At 71.8% G+C, this 17417-nt stretch carries 18 protein-coding genes and 1 pseudogene; 7 read left to right on the forward strand and 12 right to left on the reverse strand.

Annotated elements, in window-relative coordinates:
• Positions 1 to 163 precede the first annotated feature (163 nt).
• Complete coding sequence (locus AC5JJ1_RS23115) at positions 164 to 376, reverse strand: hypothetical protein (protein WP_495787466.1); 213 nt, start codon at positions 374 to 376, stop codon at positions 164 to 166.
• A gap of 72 nt (positions 377 to 448) precedes the next feature.
• Here AC5JJ1_RS23115 and AC5JJ1_RS23120 point away from each other — a divergent pair, with 72 nt between their 5' ends.
• From AC5JJ1_RS23120 to AC5JJ1_RS23130, 3 genes and pseudogenes are all read left to right on the forward strand, one after another.
• Complete coding sequence (locus AC5JJ1_RS23120; protein WP_495787467.1) at positions 449 to 1882, forward strand: NAD(P)H-hydrate dehydratase; 1434 nt, start codon at positions 449 to 451, stop codon at positions 1880 to 1882.
• Positions 1883 to 1946: 64 nt separating this feature from the next.
• Entirely contained in the window at positions 1947 to 3404 is a 1458-nt protein-coding gene (locus tag AC5JJ1_RS23125; protein WP_495787468.1) for a malonyl-CoA decarboxylase, read from the forward strand.
• A 25-nt stretch (positions 3405 to 3429) separates the two neighbouring features.
• Positions 3430 to 3819 (forward strand): annotated as a pseudogene (locus AC5JJ1_RS23130) (VOC family protein).
• 9 nt (positions 3820 to 3828) lie between these two features.
• Here AC5JJ1_RS23130 and smpB read toward each other — a convergent pair.
• Both smpB and dapA read right to left on the reverse strand, forming a co-directional pair.
• Entirely contained in the window at positions 3829 to 4314 is a 486-nt protein-coding gene (gene smpB, locus AC5JJ1_RS23135; RefSeq protein ID WP_495787469.1) for an SsrA-binding protein SmpB, read from the reverse strand.
• A 9-nt stretch (positions 4315 to 4323) separates the two neighbouring features.
• The gene (gene dapA / locus AC5JJ1_RS23140) at positions 4324 to 5202 is read right to left on the reverse strand and encodes a 4-hydroxy-tetrahydrodipicolinate synthase (RefSeq protein ID WP_495787470.1); all 879 of its coding nucleotides are present in this window, start codon (positions 5200 to 5202) and stop codon (positions 4324 to 4326) included.
• 158 nt (positions 5203 to 5360) lie between these two features.
• Here dapA and AC5JJ1_RS23145 point away from each other — a divergent pair, with 158 nt between their 5' ends.
• From AC5JJ1_RS23145 to AC5JJ1_RS23160, 4 genes are read left to right on the forward strand one after another with little or no spacing between them, the layout of a single operon-like run.
• The gene (locus AC5JJ1_RS23145) at positions 5361 to 7337 is read left to right on the forward strand and encodes a lytic transglycosylase domain-containing protein (protein ID WP_495787471.1); all 1977 of its coding nucleotides are present in this window, start codon (positions 5361 to 5363) and stop codon (positions 7335 to 7337) included.
• The gene (locus tag AC5JJ1_RS23150; RefSeq protein WP_495787472.1) at positions 7334 to 8182 is read left to right on the forward strand and encodes an alpha/beta fold hydrolase; all 849 of its coding nucleotides are present in this window, start codon (positions 7334 to 7336) and stop codon (positions 8180 to 8182) included. The genes AC5JJ1_RS23145 and AC5JJ1_RS23150 overlap by 4 nt, the downstream gene beginning before the upstream one ends.
• A gap of 2 nt (positions 8183 to 8184) precedes the next feature.
• A complete protein-coding gene (locus AC5JJ1_RS23155) occupies positions 8185 to 8637 on the forward strand; it encodes a phosphatidylglycerophosphatase A family protein (protein ID WP_495787473.1) in 453 nt (150 codons plus the stop codon).
• Positions 8638 to 8649: 12 nt separating this feature from the next.
• On the forward strand, positions 8650 to 9138 hold the full coding sequence (locus AC5JJ1_RS23160; RefSeq protein ID WP_495787474.1) for a CinA family protein: 489 nt from the start codon (positions 8650 to 8652) through the stop codon (positions 9136 to 9138).
• On the opposite strand, the gene AC5JJ1_RS23165 is transcribed toward AC5JJ1_RS23160, so the two are convergent.
• From AC5JJ1_RS23165 to AC5JJ1_RS23205, 9 genes are all read right to left on the reverse strand, one after another.
• Positions 9139 to 9498 (reverse strand): YraN family protein, encoded by a 360-nt coding sequence (locus AC5JJ1_RS23165; protein ID WP_495787707.1) that lies wholly within the window; start codon positions 9496 to 9498, stop codon positions 9139 to 9141.
• Positions 9423 to 10487, reverse strand: coding sequence for a threonine aldolase family protein (locus AC5JJ1_RS23170; protein ID WP_495787475.1), 1065 nt, complete (start codon positions 10485 to 10487; stop codon positions 9423 to 9425). The genes AC5JJ1_RS23165 and AC5JJ1_RS23170 overlap by 76 nt, the downstream gene beginning before the upstream one ends.
• A 69-nt stretch (positions 10488 to 10556) precedes the next feature.
• Positions 10557 to 11180, reverse strand: coding sequence for a glutathione S-transferase family protein (locus AC5JJ1_RS23175; RefSeq protein WP_495787476.1), 624 nt, complete (start codon positions 11178 to 11180; stop codon positions 10557 to 10559).
• Positions 11181 to 11253: 73 nt separating this feature from the next.
• Positions 11254 to 11718: a type II toxin-antitoxin system RatA family toxin gene (locus tag AC5JJ1_RS23180; protein ID WP_495787477.1), complete on the reverse strand. Its 465-nt coding sequence runs from the start codon at positions 11716 to 11718 to the stop codon at positions 11254 to 11256.
• A 5-nt stretch (positions 11719 to 11723) separates the two neighbouring features.
• On the reverse strand, positions 11724 to 12710 hold the full coding sequence (gene lipA, locus AC5JJ1_RS23185) for a lipoyl synthase (protein ID WP_495787478.1): 987 nt from the start codon (positions 12708 to 12710) through the stop codon (positions 11724 to 11726).
• A gap of 3 nt (positions 12711 to 12713) precedes the next feature.
• Positions 12714 to 14117 carry a dihydrolipoyl dehydrogenase gene (gene lpdA, locus AC5JJ1_RS23190; RefSeq protein ID WP_495787479.1) on the reverse strand — a complete coding sequence of 468 codons (1404 nt, stop codon included), beginning with the start codon at positions 14115 to 14117 and terminating at the stop codon, positions 12714 to 12716.
• A 2-nt stretch (positions 14118 to 14119) separates the two neighbouring features.
• Entirely contained in the window at positions 14120 to 14605 is a 486-nt protein-coding gene (locus AC5JJ1_RS23195; protein WP_495787480.1) for a GNAT family N-acetyltransferase, read from the reverse strand.
• Positions 14602 to 15975: a pyruvate dehydrogenase complex dihydrolipoamide acetyltransferase gene (locus AC5JJ1_RS23200; protein ID WP_495787481.1), complete on the reverse strand. Its 1374-nt coding sequence runs from the start codon at positions 15973 to 15975 to the stop codon at positions 14602 to 14604. The genes AC5JJ1_RS23195 and AC5JJ1_RS23200 overlap by 4 nt, the downstream gene beginning before the upstream one ends.
• Positions 15976 to 15989: 14 nt before the next feature.
• Complete coding sequence (locus AC5JJ1_RS23205; RefSeq protein WP_495787482.1) at positions 15990 to 17417, reverse strand: pyruvate dehydrogenase complex E1 component subunit beta; 1428 nt, start codon at positions 17415 to 17417, stop codon at positions 15990 to 15992.

Here is a 17417-nt window from a genome sequence, read left to right on the forward strand (position 1 = left end):
GACCCTCTCGCCACCCAACAAACCACCGGCAAACCCAAATCCGACAGGCTGCTAGCGCGGTTTCCGTTCCCAGTGGCTCACGGAAGCCGCTCTCATCCATTGCTTGGCCGGGCAAATGCCCCCGATCGGGTGTTTCCACCTGATCGGAGTTTGCTCTAGGCGCTCAGCCGCCCGAGCCGCCGGTGCCGCTGGTGTTCGAATTCGCCGCCGCCGGCTGGTTCGGCGTCGGGCCGGCACCGGTCGCCTCGCGGTAGGCGGCCGTCGTCGGCGGCGGCGGCCCCTCCGGCTTGTCGGCAGTCATCTTGTGGAAGCCGAGCGCCAGGGTGATCACGATCAGCAGCGGCGCGATGACGGTGGACAGCGAGATGCGCGGCATTCTCCGCTCCTTCGGAAACTTGCCCCCTCAGGACGCATAAGGGCCCTGCCGGTTCAGACGGAGCACGGATCGATGGCGGTGGACCCAGCCCCGGAACTGCTCACCCCCGCCGAGATGGCCCGGGCGGATGCGCTGGCGGCCGAGGCCGGCATCCCCACGCTTCGCCTGATGGAGGCGGCCGGCCGCGCCGTGGCACGGGCCGCAGGACGCCGCTTCCGCCCCTGCCGCACCCTGGTCCTCGCCGGCCCCGGCAATAACGGCGGCGACGGCTATGTCGCGGCGCGCCTGCTGGAGGCGGCGGGCTGGCCCATCGCCGTCGCAGCCTCGGCGCCACCCCGCCCCGGCAGCGATGCGGCGGCCGCGGCGGCGCGCTGGCGCGGCCCGCTGGTCCCCTTCTCGGTGGAGGAGGCAGGGCGCGCCGGCCTCGTCATCGATGCCGTCTTCGGCGCCGGCCTCGCCCGCCCGGTCGGTGGCCTCGTCGCCGAGGTGCTGCAGGCCTGCCGCGCGCCTATCCTCGCCGTCGACACGCCCTCCGGCCTCGATGGCGCGACCGGCCAGGTGCAGAGCTTCGCCCCGCAAGCCGCCCTCACCGTCACCTTCTTCCGCCTCAAGCCCGGCCACCTGCTGCTCCCCGGCCGCGGCCTCTGCGGCGAGACGCTGCTGGCCGAGATCGGCCTGCCTGCCTCGGTCCTCGCCGCCATTGCCCCGCGCTGCCGCCGCAACGGCCCCGGCCTCTGGCGCCTGCCCGGCCTCGACGCCTCCTCGCACAAATACACCCGCGGCCACCTGACCATCCTCGGCGGCGCGGCGATGACCGGGGCGGCCCGGCTCGCCGCCGGCGCCGCGCACCGGGCGGGTGCCGGGCTCGTCAGCATCCGCGCTCCGGACGCCGCCGCGGCCGCACTCTACGGTGCGGCCGAACCTGGCAGCCTCGTCACCGAAGCCTCGATCGAGACCCTGCTCGCCGACGGGCGCCGCGCCACCTGGCTGATCGGCCCCGGCCTCGAACCCGATGGGGCGACCCGCACCGCCATCCGCCAGGTGATCGGCGCCGGCCGGCAGCTCGTCGCCGATGCCGGCGCCCTCGGCGCCGCCGCCGGCACGCCGGAGCTGCTGCAGGGCGCCGCCATCCTCACCCCCCATGCCGGCGAGTTCAGCCGCGTCTTCGGCCCCATCGGTTCGGACAAACCCGAGGCGGCGCGCCAGGCGGCCGCCAGCACCGGCGCCGTGGTGCTGCTCAAGGGCGCCGACACCGTCATCGCTGCGCCGGACGGCCAGGTGATCATCAACCACAACGCCCCGCCGAGCCTCGCCACCGGCGGCACCGGCGACGTCCTGGCCGGCACCATCGCCGCGCTGCTGGCCCAGGGCATGCCGCCCTTCGAAGCCGCCGCCGCCGGCGCCTGGCTGCAGGGCGAGGCCGCCCGCCGCCACGGCCCCGGCCTGCTGGCCGAGGACCTGATCACTCTCCTGCCAGCGGCAGCGGCGGAGGCGCGGAGGACCTGACGGAATCCGCTTGCTCGCATTAGGTTACATAGGATTTCATTGCGCTTCCCTGAAGGGCCCGACCATGTCCGAAGTCCTGGAACAAGCCGGCCTCCTCGACCGTGCCCTCCGCCGCGTCACCAGCCTCTGGCGCGACATGGCCGACCGGGTCACCGGCGCCGAGGCCGAGGGCATCGCCGAGCAGATGCGCGCCTGCCTCGAGGACCGCGGCGGCGAGCTGTCGGCCCGCAACCGCGCCGCCAAGCTGGCCCGTGCCTATCTGGGCCTCGACGCGCCGGGCCGCATCGGCTTCCTCCGCACGCTGGCCGCCTTCGACTCCGACGAGGCCACGGTCCGCGCCGCCATGGAGCGCGTCCAGGCCGCCGCCGACGCCGCCGAGCGGGCCAGCGCCCAGGCCCGCCTCCGCCGTGCGCTGGAGCCGCCGCGGCTGCGGCTGCTGACGCAGTTCACGACCATCCCGGACGGGGTGAAATTCCTGGTCGACCTGCGCGGCGAGCTGCTGCGGCTGACGGACGGCGACCCCCTCCTCGGCGCGCTGGAGAGCGACCTGCGCGGCCTGCTGGCGAGCTGGTTCGATGTCGGCTTCCTGGAGCTGCGGCGGATCGACTGGAACAGCCCCGCTGCCCTGCTGGAGAAGCTGGTCAGCTACGAGGCTGTGCACCGCATCCGCACCTGGCGCGACCTGAAGAACCGGCTCGACAGCGACCGCCGCTGCTATGCCTTCTTCCACCCCCGCATGCCGGAGGAGCCGCTGATCTTCGTCGAGGTGGCGCTGGTGAAGGGCTTGGCCGGCAGCGTCCAGAAGCTGCTGGACGAGAAGGCGCCGGTGCTCGACTCGGCCCAGGCCGACACCGCCATCTTCTACTCCATCAACAACTGCCAGCGCGGGCTAGACGGCATCAGCTTCGGCAATTTCCTCATCAAGCGGGTGGTGGCGCTGCTGGGCGAGGAGCTGAAGGGGCTGAAGGCCTTCTCCACCCTCTCGCCCATCCCCGGCTTCTGCCGCTGGCTGCAGGAGCGCATCGCCGAGGGCGAGGCCGGGCTGGTGACGGAGGAGGAGCTGGCCGCGCTGCGCGCCGCTGCGCCCGCCATGCTCGCCCTCCCCGCCCCGGCCGAGGGCGGCGCCGCCACTACCAGCGCCCCCTCCATGGCGGTGGAGACGCCGGCCCAGACCCTCGCCCGCATCCTCGCCCGCCGCGGCTGGCAGCGGGAGGAGGCGCTGGCCAAGCTGCTGGAGCCGGTGCTGACGCGTCTCTGCGCCACCTATCTGGTCCAGGCCGCCTCGGCGCGGAACCCGAAGCGGGCGCGCGACCCGGTGGAGCATTTCCACCTCTCCAACGGCGCGCGGATCGAGCGGCTGAACTGGCGCGGCGACACCTCCGACAAGGGGATGCGCGAGAGCGCCGGGCTGATGGTCAACTACCTCTACGACCCGGCGCGGATCGAGGAGTACCACGAGGGCTATATGGGCGAGGGCCGGCGCCCGATGGCGAGCGCCATCCGCAAGCTGGCCCGGGTCTGAGCTGCCCCGGCCCGCAAGGCGGGCCATGACCGCGCTCGGCCAGATCGGCCAGCTCGACTACACGGTGCTCTTCGCGCGCGACCTCGCGGCGATGCGGGATTTCTACAAGCGGGTGCTGGAGTTCCCGCTGTCTCGCCGCCTCAGCGACCGCTGGTTCGAGTAGCGCATCGGCTCGGTGACGCTGGCGCTGACGACGCATGGCGGGCGCTTCGACGATCCGCCGCCGGCGCCGGGCGCGCTGTCGGTGCAGCTCGCCTTCCGCGTCGCGCCGCCGATGGTCGCGGCCTGCGCGGCCGAGCTGGAGGCCAAGGGGGTCGTCCTGGTCTCGCCGCCGACGGACCACCCCTTCGGCCACCGGACCATCTTCTTCCGCGACCCGGACGGCAACGTCATTGAGATCTATGCGGAGATCTGAGCCGGCGGGCTAGCCCCGCGCCCGCATCAGCCGCGCCTTGTCCCGCGCCCAGTCGCGCTCGGCGATGGCATGGCGCTTGTCGTGCTTCTTCCGGCCCTCGGCCACGCCGAGCAGCACCTTGGCGCGGCCCTTCTCGTTGAAATGGATCTGCATCGGCACGATGGTCGCGCCCTCGCGCGCGATGTTGCCGATCAGCTCCTGCACCTGCTTCCGGTGCAGCAGGAGCTTGCGCGGCCGCGTCGGCTCGAAGCGGGCGACGGTGCTGCCCGCCTGCCATTCGGGGATGGTGCAGTTGAAGAGCCACATTTCGCCGTCGCGCTCGCCCGCCCAGGCCTCGCTGAGCGTGGCGCGGCCGGCGCGGAGCGACTTCACCTCCGGCCCGACCAGCGCCATGCCGGCCTCGATGGTCTCGCCGATCGTGTAGTCATAGCGGGCGCGGCGGTTCTGCGCCGCGATGCCATGCGAGATCAGCCCCTTCTTTTTCGTGTCTGCCATGGGGGATACTTAGTTAAGCAGGCCCACGGAAACCATGGCCTCCCGCACCCGCTTCCGCACCGGCTCGGAGACCGGGGCCATCGGCAGGCGGCAGTGGTCGCTCCCCTTGCCGAGCAGGCTGGCGGCATACTTCACCGGCCCCGGCGAGGTCTCGGCGAAGAGCGCGTCGTGCAAGGGCACCAGCCGGTCCTGGATGCCGATCGCCTCGGCGATCCGCCCCTCGCGCCAGGCCTTGTGCATCTCGGCGCAGAGCCTCGGCGCCACATTGGCGGTGACGCTGATGCAGCCATGCCCGCCGGCCGCGTTGAAGGACAGCGCCGTATGATCCTCGCCCGAGAGCTGGATGAAGTCCGCGCCGCAGGCCCGCCGCGTGTGCAGCGGCCGCGCCAGGTTGGCGGTCGCGTCCTTGACGCCCACGATGTTCGGGTGCCGCGCCAGCCGCGCCATGGTCTCGACGCTCATGTCGATCACGCTGCGCGGCGGGATGTTGTAGATGAAGAGCGGCAGGTCGGCCGCATCCGCCAGCGCCTTGAAGTGGAGATACATCCCCTCCTGCGTCGGCTTGTTGTAGTAGGGCGTCACGACGAGCGTCGCATCCGCCCCCGCCGCCTTGGCGTGCTTGACGAAGTCGATCGCCTCGGCGGTGCTGTTGCTGCCGGCGCCGGCGATCACCGGCACCCGGCCGCGCGCCACCTCGACGCAGAGCTCCACCACCCGCTTGTGCTCGGCATGGCTGAGGGTCGGGCTCTCGCCCGTCGTGCCGACCGGGACGAGGCCCTCGGTGCCCTCGGCGATCTGCCACTCCACCAGCTCCTGGAAGGCTTTCTCGTCCAGGGATCCATCGCTCCGCATCGGCGAGATCAGCGCGACCATCGATCCCCTGAACATGACCCGTTTCCTCCGTGGCGAGCGCGCGACATTAGAGCAATCTCCGGTCAGGTGGAATCACCTGATCGGCGCGCCGCGCGGCCGCGAGGCGGAACGGCTTCGGAAACCGTTAGTTCGCGCATGCGACATCACCCGGCGAATCAGGATACACCGCACCGATGCGCCGCCGCACCGTCCTCGCCTTGCCGCTCGCCCTTGCCCTGCCGCAAGGGGGCCTCGCCCAATCCGCCGGCCCCGGCGCCGCGGAGACCATGCGCTCGGCGGGCCGTCAGGCCGTCGCCTTCGCCGGCAGCCAGCGCTGGGCCGAGGCCGATGCCGCCGCCCTCTCCGCCGACCCGCTGATCCGCAAGCTCGTCGCCTGGATGCGCCTGCAATCCCGTGGCAGCGGCGCGACGGCGCCGGAGATCGCGGCCTTCGCCCTCGCCAATCCCGCCTGGCCGGCGCAGGAGGCGCTGTCCCGCCGGGCGGAGGAGGCGCTCGCCGCCGACCCGAACGACACCCTCGCCGCCGAGTACTTCGCCGCCCGCGCCCCGCGCACGCTGGAGGGCTACCAACGCCTCGCCGATGCCCTGGCCCGCGCCGGCCGCGGCGAGGAGGCGGCGAAGATCATCCGCATCGGCTGGCAGGAGGCACCGGCCGACCCGATCGCGGAGCCCGGCTACCTCGACCGCAACGCCGCCAGCCTGACGCCGGAGCACCACTGGCAGCGCTTCGACCGCCTGGCGCTTGCCCGCGAGGCGGCGGCGGCCGGCCGCACCCTCGCCTATCTCGACCCGGCCCGGCAGGGCATCGCCGCCGCCCGCCTCGCCTATGCCGCCGACCAGGCCGATGCGGACCTCCCGGCGCTCGCCACCGCTGCTGCCGCCGACGCCGCCCTGGCCTTCGAGCGCGCCCGCTGGCTCCGCCGCCGCGACCGCGATGCCGAGGCCGCCGCCTGCTGGGCGACGAGCCCTGCGCCGACGCAGGAGGTCGCCCGCGCCGCCTGGCCGGAGCGCCAGCTCCTCGCCCGCAAGCTGATCCGCCTCGGCGACCCGCGCACCGCCTATGCCGTCGCCGCCCGCCACGGCCTCGAGGTGCCGGGCGAGGCGCGGCAGGAGGCCGAATTCCTCGCCGGCTTCATCGCCCTCCGGCGGCTGGACGACGCCGCTTCGGCCGAGCGGCACTTCACCCTGCTCGCCGAGGGCAGCCGCAGCGTCATCACCCGCGCCCGCGCCCTCTACTGGCAGGGCCGGGCCCTCGCGGCCCGCGGCGATGCGGCCGCCGCCCGCCAGCGCTATGCCGCCGCTGCCGAATTCCCGGTCACCTTCTACGGCCAGCTCGGAGCGCTCGCCATCGGCGAGGACGGCGCCGCCCTTTCCGCGCGCATCGCCCGCACCCCCGTGCCCGCAGCCTCCGCCAGCCTGGCCGCCGGCTTCGCCGGCAACGAGATGGCCCGCCTGGTCCTGGCGCTGGCCGATATCGGCGAGACCCGGCGCGCCCGCACCTTCCTCCTCCGCCTGGAGGAGACCGCCGCCGATCCGGCCGAGCGCGTCCTCGTCGCCCAGCTGGCCAGCCGCATCGGCCGCCCCGACCATGCGGTCTGGGTCGCCCGCCGCGCCGGCGCCACCGGCCTCATGCTGCTCGCCGATGGCTGGCCCACCCCCTACCCCGCCCCGGCCGATGGGCCGGAGCCGGCCCTGACCTATGCGATCACCCGCCAGGAGAGCAATTTCGACCCCGAGGCCGTCTCCTCCGCCAATGCGCGCGGGCTGATGCAGCTGCTGCCCAGCACCGCGCAGCTCGTCGCCCGCCGCCTCTCACTGCCCTATGCCGTTGGCATGCTGACCGCCGACCCGGTGCTTAACATGCGCCTCGGCGCCGGTTACCTCGCCCAGCTGCTGGACCGCTTCGCCGGCACGCTGCCCTTCGCCATCGCCGGCTACAATGCCGGGCCCGGCCGCGTCGACGAGTGGATCGGCACCTTCGGCGACCCGCGCGGCGGCACGACCGCCATGCTCGACTGGATGGAGCTCATTCCCTTCGGCGAGACCCGCAACTATGTGCAGCGGGTGATCGAGAACATGGCCATCTACCGCGCCCGCGACCCCGCAGCCGCCGCCCTGCCGCATCCGATGACGCGCTGGCTCGCGGCGTGAGCGCGCTGCCGCGCCGCATCGCCTTCAGCGCCCGCGACGGCCTCCGCCTCTCGGCGCTCGAATGGCCGGGCGATCCGGCGGCGGTGCCGCTGCTCTGCCTGCCGGGCATCGCGCGGACGGCGCTCGACTTCACCGGCGTCGCGCTCCGCTACCGCGGCCGCCGCCGGGTCGTGGCGCTCGACTATGCCGGCCATGGCGAGAGCGGGCGCGCCGCCGACCCGGCGCGCTACCGGGTCGAGGGCGCCATCCGCGACCTGACGGATGCGATGGCGGCGCTGCACCTGCACCGCGTCGCCATCCTCGGCACCAGCTTCGGCGGCATCCTCGGCATGGCGCTCGGCATCCTGCGCCCCATGACGCTCGCCGCCCTCGCCCTGAACGACACCGGCCCCCGGCTCGAGCCGGTGGGCCTCGACGAGGTCCGCGGCTTCATCGGCCGCGACCCCGCCTTCGGCACGATCGAGGAGGCTGCCGGCTTCCTCCAGCAGGTCCTGCCGCCCCTCGGCATCCCCGAGGAAGGCTGGCGGGCCGTCGCCGAGACCACCTATGCCCGCGGCCCCGACGGCCGGCTGCATCCCCGCTGGGACACCCGCATCCTCGCCGCCATGCCGCGCGAGGCCGGCCCAACCGAGCTCTGGCCGCTCTTCCACGGCCTGCCCGCCATCCCTCTGCTGCTGATCCGCGGCGAGGCCAGCGCCATCCTCTCCGCCGGGACGGCAGAGCGCATGCGCGCGGCGCGGCCGGAGATGGAGTTCGTCTCCCTCCCCGGCATCGGCCATGCGCCGACGCTGCTCGAGCCGCCCTGCCTCGCCGCCCTCGACCGCTTCCTGGCCCAGGTCCGGTGAAGATGACGCCGCTCCGCTTCGTGGCGACGATGGGCGGCATCGGCCTGCTCCGTCCGGCGCCGGGAAGCTGGGGCTCGGCCCTCGTGCTCCCCCTCGCCCTGCTCGGCCCCACGGCCTGCCTGGCCCTCGCCTTCCTGCTGACCGTGCTTGGCCTCTGGGCCGTCGACCGGCTGCTGGCCACCGACCGCCGTGCCGACCCGGGCTGGGTGGTGATTGACGAGGGGGCCGGCCAGCTCCTGGCCCTCACCGCCCTGCCGGCCGAGCCGACCGGCTGGGGGATCCTGCTGGCCTTCCTGCTCTTCCGGCTCTTCGACGTGACGAAGCCGGGCCCGGTCGGCTGGGCCGACCGTCAGCACGGCCCCTTCGGCGTCATGCTGGACGATGTCGTGGCCGGAGCGATGGCGGGCGCGCTCCTGCTGCTGCTGCGCCTCGCCTGGCCGGGCCTTCCCCTGTAGGCTTGCCCCAGGATGCTGCCCGAAGAGACCCTCGACGCCGCCCGCAGCCTGCTCGCCCTGCTCGAGGCGCGCGGCCTTACCCTCGCCACGGCGGAGAGCTGCACCGGCGGCCTCATCGCCGCGGCGCTGACGGCGATCCCCGGCTCCTCCGCCGTGGTGGCCCGCGGCTATGTCACCTATTCCAACGAGGCGAAGGCCGGGATGCTCGGCATCCCGATGGGAGTGATCGAGGGCTACGGCGCCGTCAGCGAGACCGTCGCCCGCCGCATGGCCGAGGGCGCGCTGCGGGCGAGCGGTGCCGGCATCGCCGTCAGCTGCACCGGCATTGCCGGTCCCGGCGGCGCGACGCCCGGCAAGCCGGTCGGCCTGGTGCATATGGCAGCGGCTCAACGCAGCGGGCGGACCGTGACGCTGCGCCGCGTCTTTCCCGGCGACCGCACCGCCGTCCGCGCCGCGACCGTGGCCGAGGTCCTGGAACTCGCCCGCTCGCTGGCCGGGTAGCTATTCCAGCCGGAAGGCATCTGCGATCCGCCGCACCGTCCCGTCGGCCGCGACGAGCAGCAGGTCGAACCGCACCCCCGCCCCGCCGCGGCCGGGGTTGGCGGCGAGCCAGCATTCGCCGGCCCGCAGCAGCCCCTCCCGCTCGGCGACGAGGTCGATCTCCCCGGCCGCTGTCCGCACCCGCCGCGCCAGCACGAGCCAGCCCTCGGCGACAAGCGCCGCCTCCGCCGCCGCCTCGGCCTGCCGGCCGGAGAGTTCCGCCCGCCCTCCGGTCGCGGCCCGGCTCAGCGGCTCACCGCCTCGCGGATCGCCGCCACGGCCTCCTCGATCATGGGCGCCGAGACATCGAGATGGGTGCAGGCCCTGACGCGCCCACCGAGCCCACTCACCGCAATGCCCTTGAGCGCGAGCCGCGCCTGCAGCGCCTCCACCGTCAGCCCCGTATCGCGGACATCGAAGAAGACCAGGTTGGTGTCCGGCTCCTCCACCACGATCCCGGGGATCTGCCGCAGGCCCCGCGCCAGGGCCTTGGCATTGGCATGGTCCTCGGCCAACCGGTCCACATTGTGATCGAGCGAATAAAGACAGGCCGCCGCGCAGATGCCCGCCTGCCGCATGGAGCCGCCGAGCCGCTGCTTCCACCGCCAGGCCTGGCCGATGAACTCCGCCGAGCCGCAGAGCACCGCCCCGAGCGGCGCCCCGAGCCCCTTGGTGAAGTCGAGCCAGACGCTGTCGTACTGCGCGACCATCTCGCTCGGCGCGATCCCGGCGGCGACGCAGGCATTCATCAGCCGGGCGCCGTCCATATGCGTCGACCAGCCCTGCTCATGGGCGACGGCGGCGACCTCGTTGAGCTGCGCCAGAGGCCAGACCGTGCCGCCGCCGATATTCGCCGTCTGCTCCACCTCCAGCAGCCGCTGCGGCGGGGCGTAGCGCGTCCTCGGCCGGATCGCGGCGCGCACGTCATCGGCGGTGAATTGCCCGCGCGGCCCCCGCAGCGGGTGGATCTGGACCCCGGTCAGCGCCGCATGGGTGCCGCCCTCGCTGTGGAGGATGTGGCTCGTCTCATGGGCGATGACCTCGTCGCCCTTGCCGCAATGGGTCAGGATGGCGATGACGTTGCACATGGTCCCCGACGGCAGGTAAACGGCCGCCTCCTTGCCCATCAACGCCGCCATCCGGTCGCAGAGCGCATGGACGGTCGGGTCGTCGCCATGCTGCTCGTCGCCGACCTCGGCGCGCATCATCGCCTCCTTCATCGCCGGGCCCGGGCGGGTCTGGGTGTCGGAGTAGAGGTTGATGCGGACGGGCGGGGCGCCGGCGGGCGGGCGGGCGGGGGCATGGACCATGGCGGGACTTCCTCTCAATCGCCGCGACCCTGCGGCGACCCGGCCGCGCTGGCAACTCCCCGCACGCGGCTAGATGTGCTTCGCCCAGACCGGCGCGACCCGCGGCCGCGCCGCGACCGCCTGGGCCAGCGCCTCCACCCTCGGGCAATTGGCCGGCGTCCACTCCCGCCCGCCCATCCAGCGCGAGAGGAAGGCGAGGTAGAGGTCGGCGACGCAGAACCGCCCGCCCAGCAGGTAGGGCGCCGGCGCGATGCCGTCCTCCACCAGGCGCCAGACCGCCCGCCCCATCTCGAAGGCCCGCGCCCGGATCGCCGGCGCATGGGAGGAATCGGCGCTGAACCGCTCCGGGTAGTCGCCCCGGGTCACGCAGGGATAGAACTCGCCGGCGATCAGCGCCATCCAGCGCAGCGCCACGGCCCGGCCCGGATCGCCGGACGGCGGCAGCAGCGCGGCCTCCGGATGCCGGTCGGCCAGCGTCAGCAGAATGGCGAGGCTCTCCGTCACCACCGTCCCGTCCGGCAGGATGAGCGTCGGGATGCGCCCCATCGGGTTGATCCGCCGGTAGTCCTCCGCCAGCTGGTGGTCGCCCTCAAGCGGCACCGGCCTGAGCTCCACCGGCGCCCCGATCTCGGCCAGCGCCATCTCCACCGGAGCCGAGCCCGACCCCTGGTCGCCATAGAGGATGTAGGTCATGGACAGGAGCCTGCCGCGACCGGCCCGGCCCTCGCCAACACAAAAGTCTGATGCCGCGGATCAGCCGCGCTGATCAGGCGGCCGGCACCGCGCTCGCTGCCCCGTTCGGCCGGCCGTAGAGCTGCATGGCCCGCCGCTCGAAGGCTCGGACCATCAGCCGCACCGCCTCATTGAAGACGGTGCCGATCACGGCCTGCAGCAGACGGGAGCGGAACTCGAAATCGACGAAGAACTCGACCTGCGTGCCCTGCGGGTGGGGGACGAATTTCCAGTGGTTGTTCAAGTAGCGGAACGGCCCGTTCATGTACTGCACATGGATGTCGTGCGGCCGTTCCAGTTGCACCTCGCTGCGGAAGCTCTCCCGGAACAGCTTGAAGCCGATGGTCAGGTCGGCGACCAGCTTGTCATCCGTCTGCGAGATCACCCGGGCGCCGACGCACCAGGGCAGGAATTCGGGATAGCGGCGCACATCCGCGACGAGGGCGAAAAGCTGCTCCGGGGTGTAGCGCAGGATGCGCCTCTCGGCATGGGTCGGCATGGGCCTTAGGTGGCACCCGCCGGCGCCATGGCAAGCTGCCGCTCCCGCGCCGTCCGCAATGCCGCGAAGTCGCGATCCGCATGGTAGCTGCTGCGGGTCAGCGGCGTCGCCGAGACCAGCAGGAAGCCCTTGGACCGCGCCATCCGGGCATAGTCCTCGAACTCGTCCGGCGTCACGAACCGGTCCACGGCCGCATGCTTCACGCTCGGCTGGAGGTACTGGCCGATGGTGAGGAAGTCGACCTCGGCGCTCCGCATGTCGTCCATGACCTGCAGCACCTCGATCCGCTCCTCCCCAAGGCCGACCATCAGGCCGGACTTGGTGAAGATGGTCGGGTCCAGCCGCTTCACCCCGTCCAGCAGCCGGAGCGAGTGGTAGTAGCGCGCCCCCGGCCGGATGTTCGGGTAGAGCTTCGGCACGGTCTCGAGATTGTGGTTGAAGACATCCGGCCGGGCCTCGACCACCACCTCGAGCGCCCCGTCCTTGCGAAGGAAGTCCGGCGTCAGTACCTCGATGGTGGTCTCGGGCGTCGCCGTCCGGATCGCCCGGATGGTCTCGGCGAAGTGTCGTGCGCCGCCATCCGGCAGGTCGTCCCGGTCGACGCTGGTGATCACCACATGCCGCAAGCCGAGCGTCGCCACCGCCTCCCCAACGCGCCGCGGCTCGTCGGCATCGAGCGCCTTCGGCAGCCCGGTCGCCACGTTGCAGAAGGCGCAGGCGCGGGTGCAGGTCTCGCCCATGATCATCATGGTGGCGTGGCGCTGCGACCAGCACTCGCCGATATTGGGGCAGGCGGCCTCCTCGCAGACCGTGACCAGCTTCTGGTCCCGCATCAAGGCCCGGGTCTCGTGATAGATCGGATGCGTCGGCGCCTTCACCCGGATCCAGCTCGGCTTGCGCTGGATCGGGTTGTCGGGCCGCCGGACTTTCTCCGGATGCCTCACGGCATCACGCGCCTTTTCCGGGTGCCTGATTTCGATGCGGGTCGTCATGGGTCACATGTGGATCACGCGGCCATAGGCATCAAGCACCGCCTCATGCATCGCCTCCGAAATCGTCGGATGGGGGAAGATGCTCTGCATCAGCTCCTCCTCCGTCGTCTCCATGGTCTTGGCGATGGTGTAGCCCTGGATCATCTCCGTCACCTCGGGCCCGACCATGTGGGCGCCCAGCAGCTCCCCGGTCTTGGCGTCGAAGATGGTTTTGATGAGCCCCTCCGGCTCGCCCATGGCGATCGCCTTGCCGTTGCCGATGAAGGGGAAGCGCCCGACGCGCAGCTCGTGCCCCGCCTTCTTCGCCGCCGCCTCGGTCAGCCCGACGCTCGCCACCTGCGGCCGGCAATAGGTGCAGCCGGGGATGTTGAGGACATCCATCGGATGCACCCCCTCGATGCCGGCGATGGTCTCGACGCAGAGGATGCCCTCATGGCTGGCCTTGTGCGCGAGCCACGGCGCCCCAGTCAGGTCGCCGATGGCATAGACCCCCGGCTCGCCCGTCCGGCAATACTCGTCGATCACCACATGGGTCCGCTCGACCTTCACCTTGGTGCCTTCGAGGCCGATATCCTCGACATTGCCGACGATGCCGACGGCGGAGATGACGCGATCGGCCGTCACCTCCTGCACCTTGCCCCCCGCTTCGATGATGGCGGTGACGCTGTCGGCGGCCTTGCGCAGCCCCTGCACCTTGGCCTCCGTCAGGATCTTCATCCCCTGCTTCTCGAAGGCCTTGCGGACGAAGGCGCTGATCTCCGCATCCTCGACGGGGAGGATGCGGTCCATCACCTCGACCAGCGTCACCTGCGCCCCGAGATTGAGGTAGAAGCTGGCGAACTCCGCCCCGATCGCGCCCGAGCCGATGACGATCAGCGACTTCGGCATCGAGGGCGGCACCATCGCCTCCTTGTAGGACCAGACGAGCTTGCCGTCCGCCTCCAACCCCGGGAGCGTCCGCGCCCGCGCACCGGTCGCCAGGATGATGTGCTTCGAGGCCAGCTCCGCGACCGGCTTGCCGTCCTTGCTGACCGACATCTTGCCGGGCCCGGCGAGCTTGCCCTGCCCGTCGAAGACCGTGACCTTGTTCTTCCGCAGCAGGTGCTTGACGCCGCCCGAGAGCTGCCCCGCCACCGCGCGGCTGCGCTTGACGATCTTGCCGAGGTCGAAGCGGATGTTGTCCGCCGCGAAGCCATAGGCATCGAGCGTGTGGAGCAGGTGGTTGATCTCCGAGCTCCGCAGCAACGCCTTGGTCGGGATGCAGCCCCAGTTGAGGCAGATGCCCCCCAGATGCTCGCGCTCCACCAGCGCCGTCTTCATGCCGAGCTGCGCGCCACGGATGGCGGCGACATAGCCGCCCGGGCCGCCGCCGAGGACGACAAGGTCGAAGCTCTGGGTCTCAGCCATTCTCAATCCTCCCGCGCGGCGAGCGCCTGCAGCGCCGCGCCGCTGAGCTGTTGCTGGGTCCATCCCTCGCGCGGCCGCGCGCCGATGGAGCGGTAGAAGGCGATGGAGGGCGCATTCCAGTCGAGCACGGCCCATTCCATCCGGCCGCAGCCGGCCGCCAGCGCCCGCCGGGCGAGCTCGGCGAAGATGACCCCCCCGATGCCGCGCCCGCGCCGCTCCGGCTCGACGAAGACATCCTCGAGATAGAGCTTCGGCGCCCCGTCGAAGGTCGACACGCTGTAGAACCAGAAGGCGAAGCCGACCGGCTTCCCCTCCCACTCCGCAATCAGCGCCTCCGCCCTCCGGGGCTCGTCGAAGAGCAGGCGGCGGAAATGCTCCTCCGTCGCCGTCACCTCATGGAGCAGCTTCTCGTACTCGGCGAGCGCGCGGACGAAGCGAAGCACCAGCCCCTCATCGCCCGGCTGGACGTCGCGGAGATGGAGGGTCACAGCATCAGGCTCAGCGGATCCTCGATGACGCCCTTCAGCGCCTGCATGAACTCCGCTGCCAGCGCGCCGTCGATGACGCGGTGGTCGACCGAGAGCGTGCAGGTCATCACCGTGGCGACCGCGAGCTCGCCCTTGCGCACCACCGGCCGCTGCTCGCCCGCCGCGACGGCGAGGATGCCGGCCTGCGGCGGGTTGATGATCGCGCTGAACTCCCGCACCCCATACATCCCCATATTGGAGATGCTGAAGCCGCCGCCCTGGAATTCCTCGGGCTTCAGCTTGTTCGCCTTGGCCCGCGCCGCGAGGTCCTTCATCTCGTTGCTGATCGCCGACAGCCCCTTGCGGTCCGCCTGCTTCACGATCGGAGTGATGAGCCCGGTCGGCGTCGAGACCGCGACAGAGATGTCGACGTCTTGGAACTGGAGGATCGCCTCATCCGTCCACATGGCGTTGACACTGGGGAAGCGCCGCAGCGTCGTCGCCACCGCCTTGATGACGAGATCGTTGACCGAGAGCTTGAAGGCCCCTGCCCCTTCCTTCGGCGACTTCGCGTTGAGGTCGGCGCGCAGCTTGAGCAGCGCGTCGATCTCGAAATCCATCGTGACGTAGAAATGCGGGATGGTCTGCTTCGACTCCGCCAGCCGCCGGGCGATGACCTTGCGGATGGTGGAGTTCGGCACCGGCGTATGCGGCTGGGTGACGGTCGGCGCGGGCGCGGCCGGCTTCGGCGCCGGGGCAGCCGCCGGGGCCGGGGCGGCCGGCGCCGGCTGCGCCGCGGGCGCCTGCTTCGGCCGGTTCAGCGCCGCCTCGATGTCCGACTTCACGATCCGGCCCGCCGGCCCGCTGCCCTGGATGCCGGCCAGGTCGAGCCCCGCCTGCTGCGCCATCCGCCGCGCCAGCGGCGAGGCGAAGATGCGTTCCTCCCCCTTGGCATGCCCGTTGGCGACCGGCGGCAGCGGCTGCGAGTTGAGCGACTGCGGCTGAGGCGAGGGCTTCGGCGCCTCGATCGGCTGCTCGGCCGCACCCGCAACCTTGCCGCCATCCGCCTTCACCGCCTCGATCGCTGGCTGCGAGGGCGATTCGTTCCCCGCCGACCCGCCCGACCTGGGCGCCTCGCCGACGCTCTCGCCCGGCTCCACCAGCACGGCGATGGTATCGTTCACCTTCACGCCCTGGGTGCCGTCCGCGACCAGGATCTTGCCGAGCACGCCCTCATCGACGGCCTCGACTTCCATGGTCGCCTTGTCGGTCTCGATCTCGGCGATGATGTCGCCGGCCTTGACCTGGTCGCCTTCCTTCTTGAGCCAGCGCGCCAGCGTGCCTTCCGTCATGGTCGGCGAGAGCGCAGGCATCAGGATGTTGGTCGCCATCTCCCCGCTCCCCCCTACTTGTAGGTCACGCGCTTCACCGCATCGACGATCTCGGGGATCGTCGGCAGCGCCAGCTTCTCGAGGTTCGCGGCATAGGGCATCGGCACGTCCTTGCCGCAGACGCGGACGGGCGGCGCATCCAGGTAGTCGAAGGCCGCCTCCATCACCTGCATGGCGACCTCGACGCCGATATTGGCGTAAGGCCAGCCCTCCTCGACCGTCACCAGCCGGTTGGTCTTGCGGACCGACTGCGCGATGGTCTCCGCATCCAACGGCCGGATGGAGCGCAGGTTGATCACCTCGGCCTCGATTCCCTGCTTCGCCATCTCCTCCGCCGCCTGCATCGCCCAGGTCACGGCGATGGAATAGGCAACGATGGTCACGTCCTTGCCGGCGCGCTCCACCTTCGCCTTGCCGATCGGGACGATGAAGTCGTCGGCCGTCGGGCAGTCGAAGGTGTGGCCGTAAAGGATCTCGTTCTCCAGAACGATCACCGGGTTGGGGTCGCGGATCGCCGAGCGCAGCAGCCCCTTGGCATCGGCCGAGGACCAGGGCGCCACCACCTTCAGCCCCGGCACATGCGCGTACCAGCTCGCATAGCACTGCGAATGCTGCGCGGCGACGCGCGCCGCCGCGCCGTTCGGCCCGCGGAAGACGATCGGGCAGCCGAGCTGGCCCCCGCTCATGTAGAGCGTCTTGGCCGCCGAGTTGATGATCTGGTCGATCGCCTGCATCGAGAAGTTGAAGGTCATGAACTCCACGATCGGCTTGAGCCCGGTGAAGGCCGCGCCTACCGCCATGCCGGTGAAGCCATGCTCGGTGATCGGCGTGTCGATGACGCGCCGTGGCCCGAACTCGTCGAGCAGGCCCTGGCTGATCTTGTAGGCGCCCTGGTACTGCGCGACCTCCTCGCCCATGAGGAAGACCTTGTCGTCGGCCCGCATCTCGACCGCCATGGCGTCGCGCAGCGCCTCGCGCACCGTCATCGGCTTGGTGGGGCCCCAATCCTTCTCGGGCGCGGCCGCCGCCTCGCCCATCTTGGCGGCGCCTTCGTGGCGCTCCGTCCCGCGCTGGGCGACGGCGCCGTAATCCTCGGCCTGCTTCGCCACCTCCCCGACCACGGGGCTCGCCGCCGCCGGCGGCGCCGGATGCTTCGGCGCTTCCGTGTCATGCCCCGGCGCCACGCCCTTCGAGCCGGCACCGCCGCCATCGAGTTCGGCGATCGGCGAGTTGACGGCAACGCCCTCCGTCCCTTCCGGCACGACGATCTTGGTCAGCGTGCCCTCGTCGACCGCCTCGACCTCCATCGTCGCCTTGTCGGTCTCGATCTCGGCGATGACGTCGCCGGACTTCACCGCATCGCCCTCCTTCTTGAGCCAGCGAGCGAGCTTCCCCTCCGTCATGGTCGGGGAGAGGGCCGGCATCAGGATCTCGACACCCAT

This window comes from Belnapia sp., assembly GCF_059504005.1.

What these genes read in the sequence shown, in the direction of transcription:
- lpdA (WP_495787479.1), bottom strand. Translation starts at nt 14,117, where the DNA reads ATGGCTGAGACCCAGAGCTTCGACCTTGTCGTCCTCGGCGGCGGCCCG.
- AC5JJ1_RS23120 (WP_495787467.1), top strand. Translation starts at nt 449, where the DNA reads ATGGCGGTGGACCCAGCCCCGGAACTGCTCACCCCCGCCGAGATGGCC.
- smpB (WP_495787469.1), bottom strand. Translation starts at nt 4,314, where the DNA reads ATGGCAGACACGAAAAAGAAGGGGCTGATCTCGCATGGCATCGCGGCG.
- AC5JJ1_RS23145 (WP_495787471.1), top strand. Translation starts at nt 5,361, where the DNA reads ATGCGCCGCCGCACCGTCCTCGCCTTGCCGCTCGCCCTTGCCCTGCCG.
- AC5JJ1_RS23160 (WP_495787474.1), top strand. Translation starts at nt 8,650, where the DNA reads ATGCTGCCCGAAGAGACCCTCGACGCCGCCCGCAGCCTGCTCGCCCTG.
- AC5JJ1_RS23125 (WP_495787468.1), top strand. Translation starts at nt 1,947, where the DNA reads ATGTCCGAAGTCCTGGAACAAGCCGGCCTCCTCGACCGTGCCCTCCGC.
- AC5JJ1_RS23200 (WP_495787481.1), bottom strand. Translation starts at nt 15,975, where the DNA reads ATGGCGACCAACATCCTGATGCCTGCGCTCTCGCCGACCATGACGGAA.
- AC5JJ1_RS23115 (WP_495787466.1), bottom strand. Translation starts at nt 376, where the DNA reads ATGCCGCGCATCTCGCTGTCCACCGTCATCGCGCCGCTGCTGATCGTG.
- AC5JJ1_RS23155 (WP_495787473.1), top strand. Translation starts at nt 8,185, where the DNA reads ATGACGCCGCTCCGCTTCGTGGCGACGATGGGCGGCATCGGCCTGCTC.
- AC5JJ1_RS23180 (WP_495787477.1), bottom strand. Translation starts at nt 11,718, where the DNA reads ATGCCGACCCATGCCGAGAGGCGCATCCTGCGCTACACCCCGGAGCAG.
- AC5JJ1_RS23205 (WP_495787482.1), bottom strand. Translation starts at nt 17,417, where the DNA reads ATGGGTGTCGAGATCCTGATGCCGGCCCTCTCCCCGACCATGACGGAG.
- lipA (WP_495787478.1), bottom strand. Translation starts at nt 12,710, where the DNA reads ATGACGACCCGCATCGAAATCAGGCACCCGGAAAAGGCGCGTGATGCC.
- AC5JJ1_RS23170 (WP_495787475.1), bottom strand. Translation starts at nt 10,487, where the DNA reads ATGGTCCATGCCCCCGCCCGCCCGCCCGCCGGCGCCCCGCCCGTCCGC.
- dapA (WP_495787470.1), bottom strand. Translation starts at nt 5,202, where the DNA reads ATGTTCAGGGGATCGATGGTCGCGCTGATCTCGCCGATGCGGAGCGAT.
- AC5JJ1_RS23175 (WP_495787476.1), bottom strand. Translation starts at nt 11,180, where the DNA reads ATGACCTACATCCTCTATGGCGACCAGGGGTCGGGCTCGGCTCCGGTG.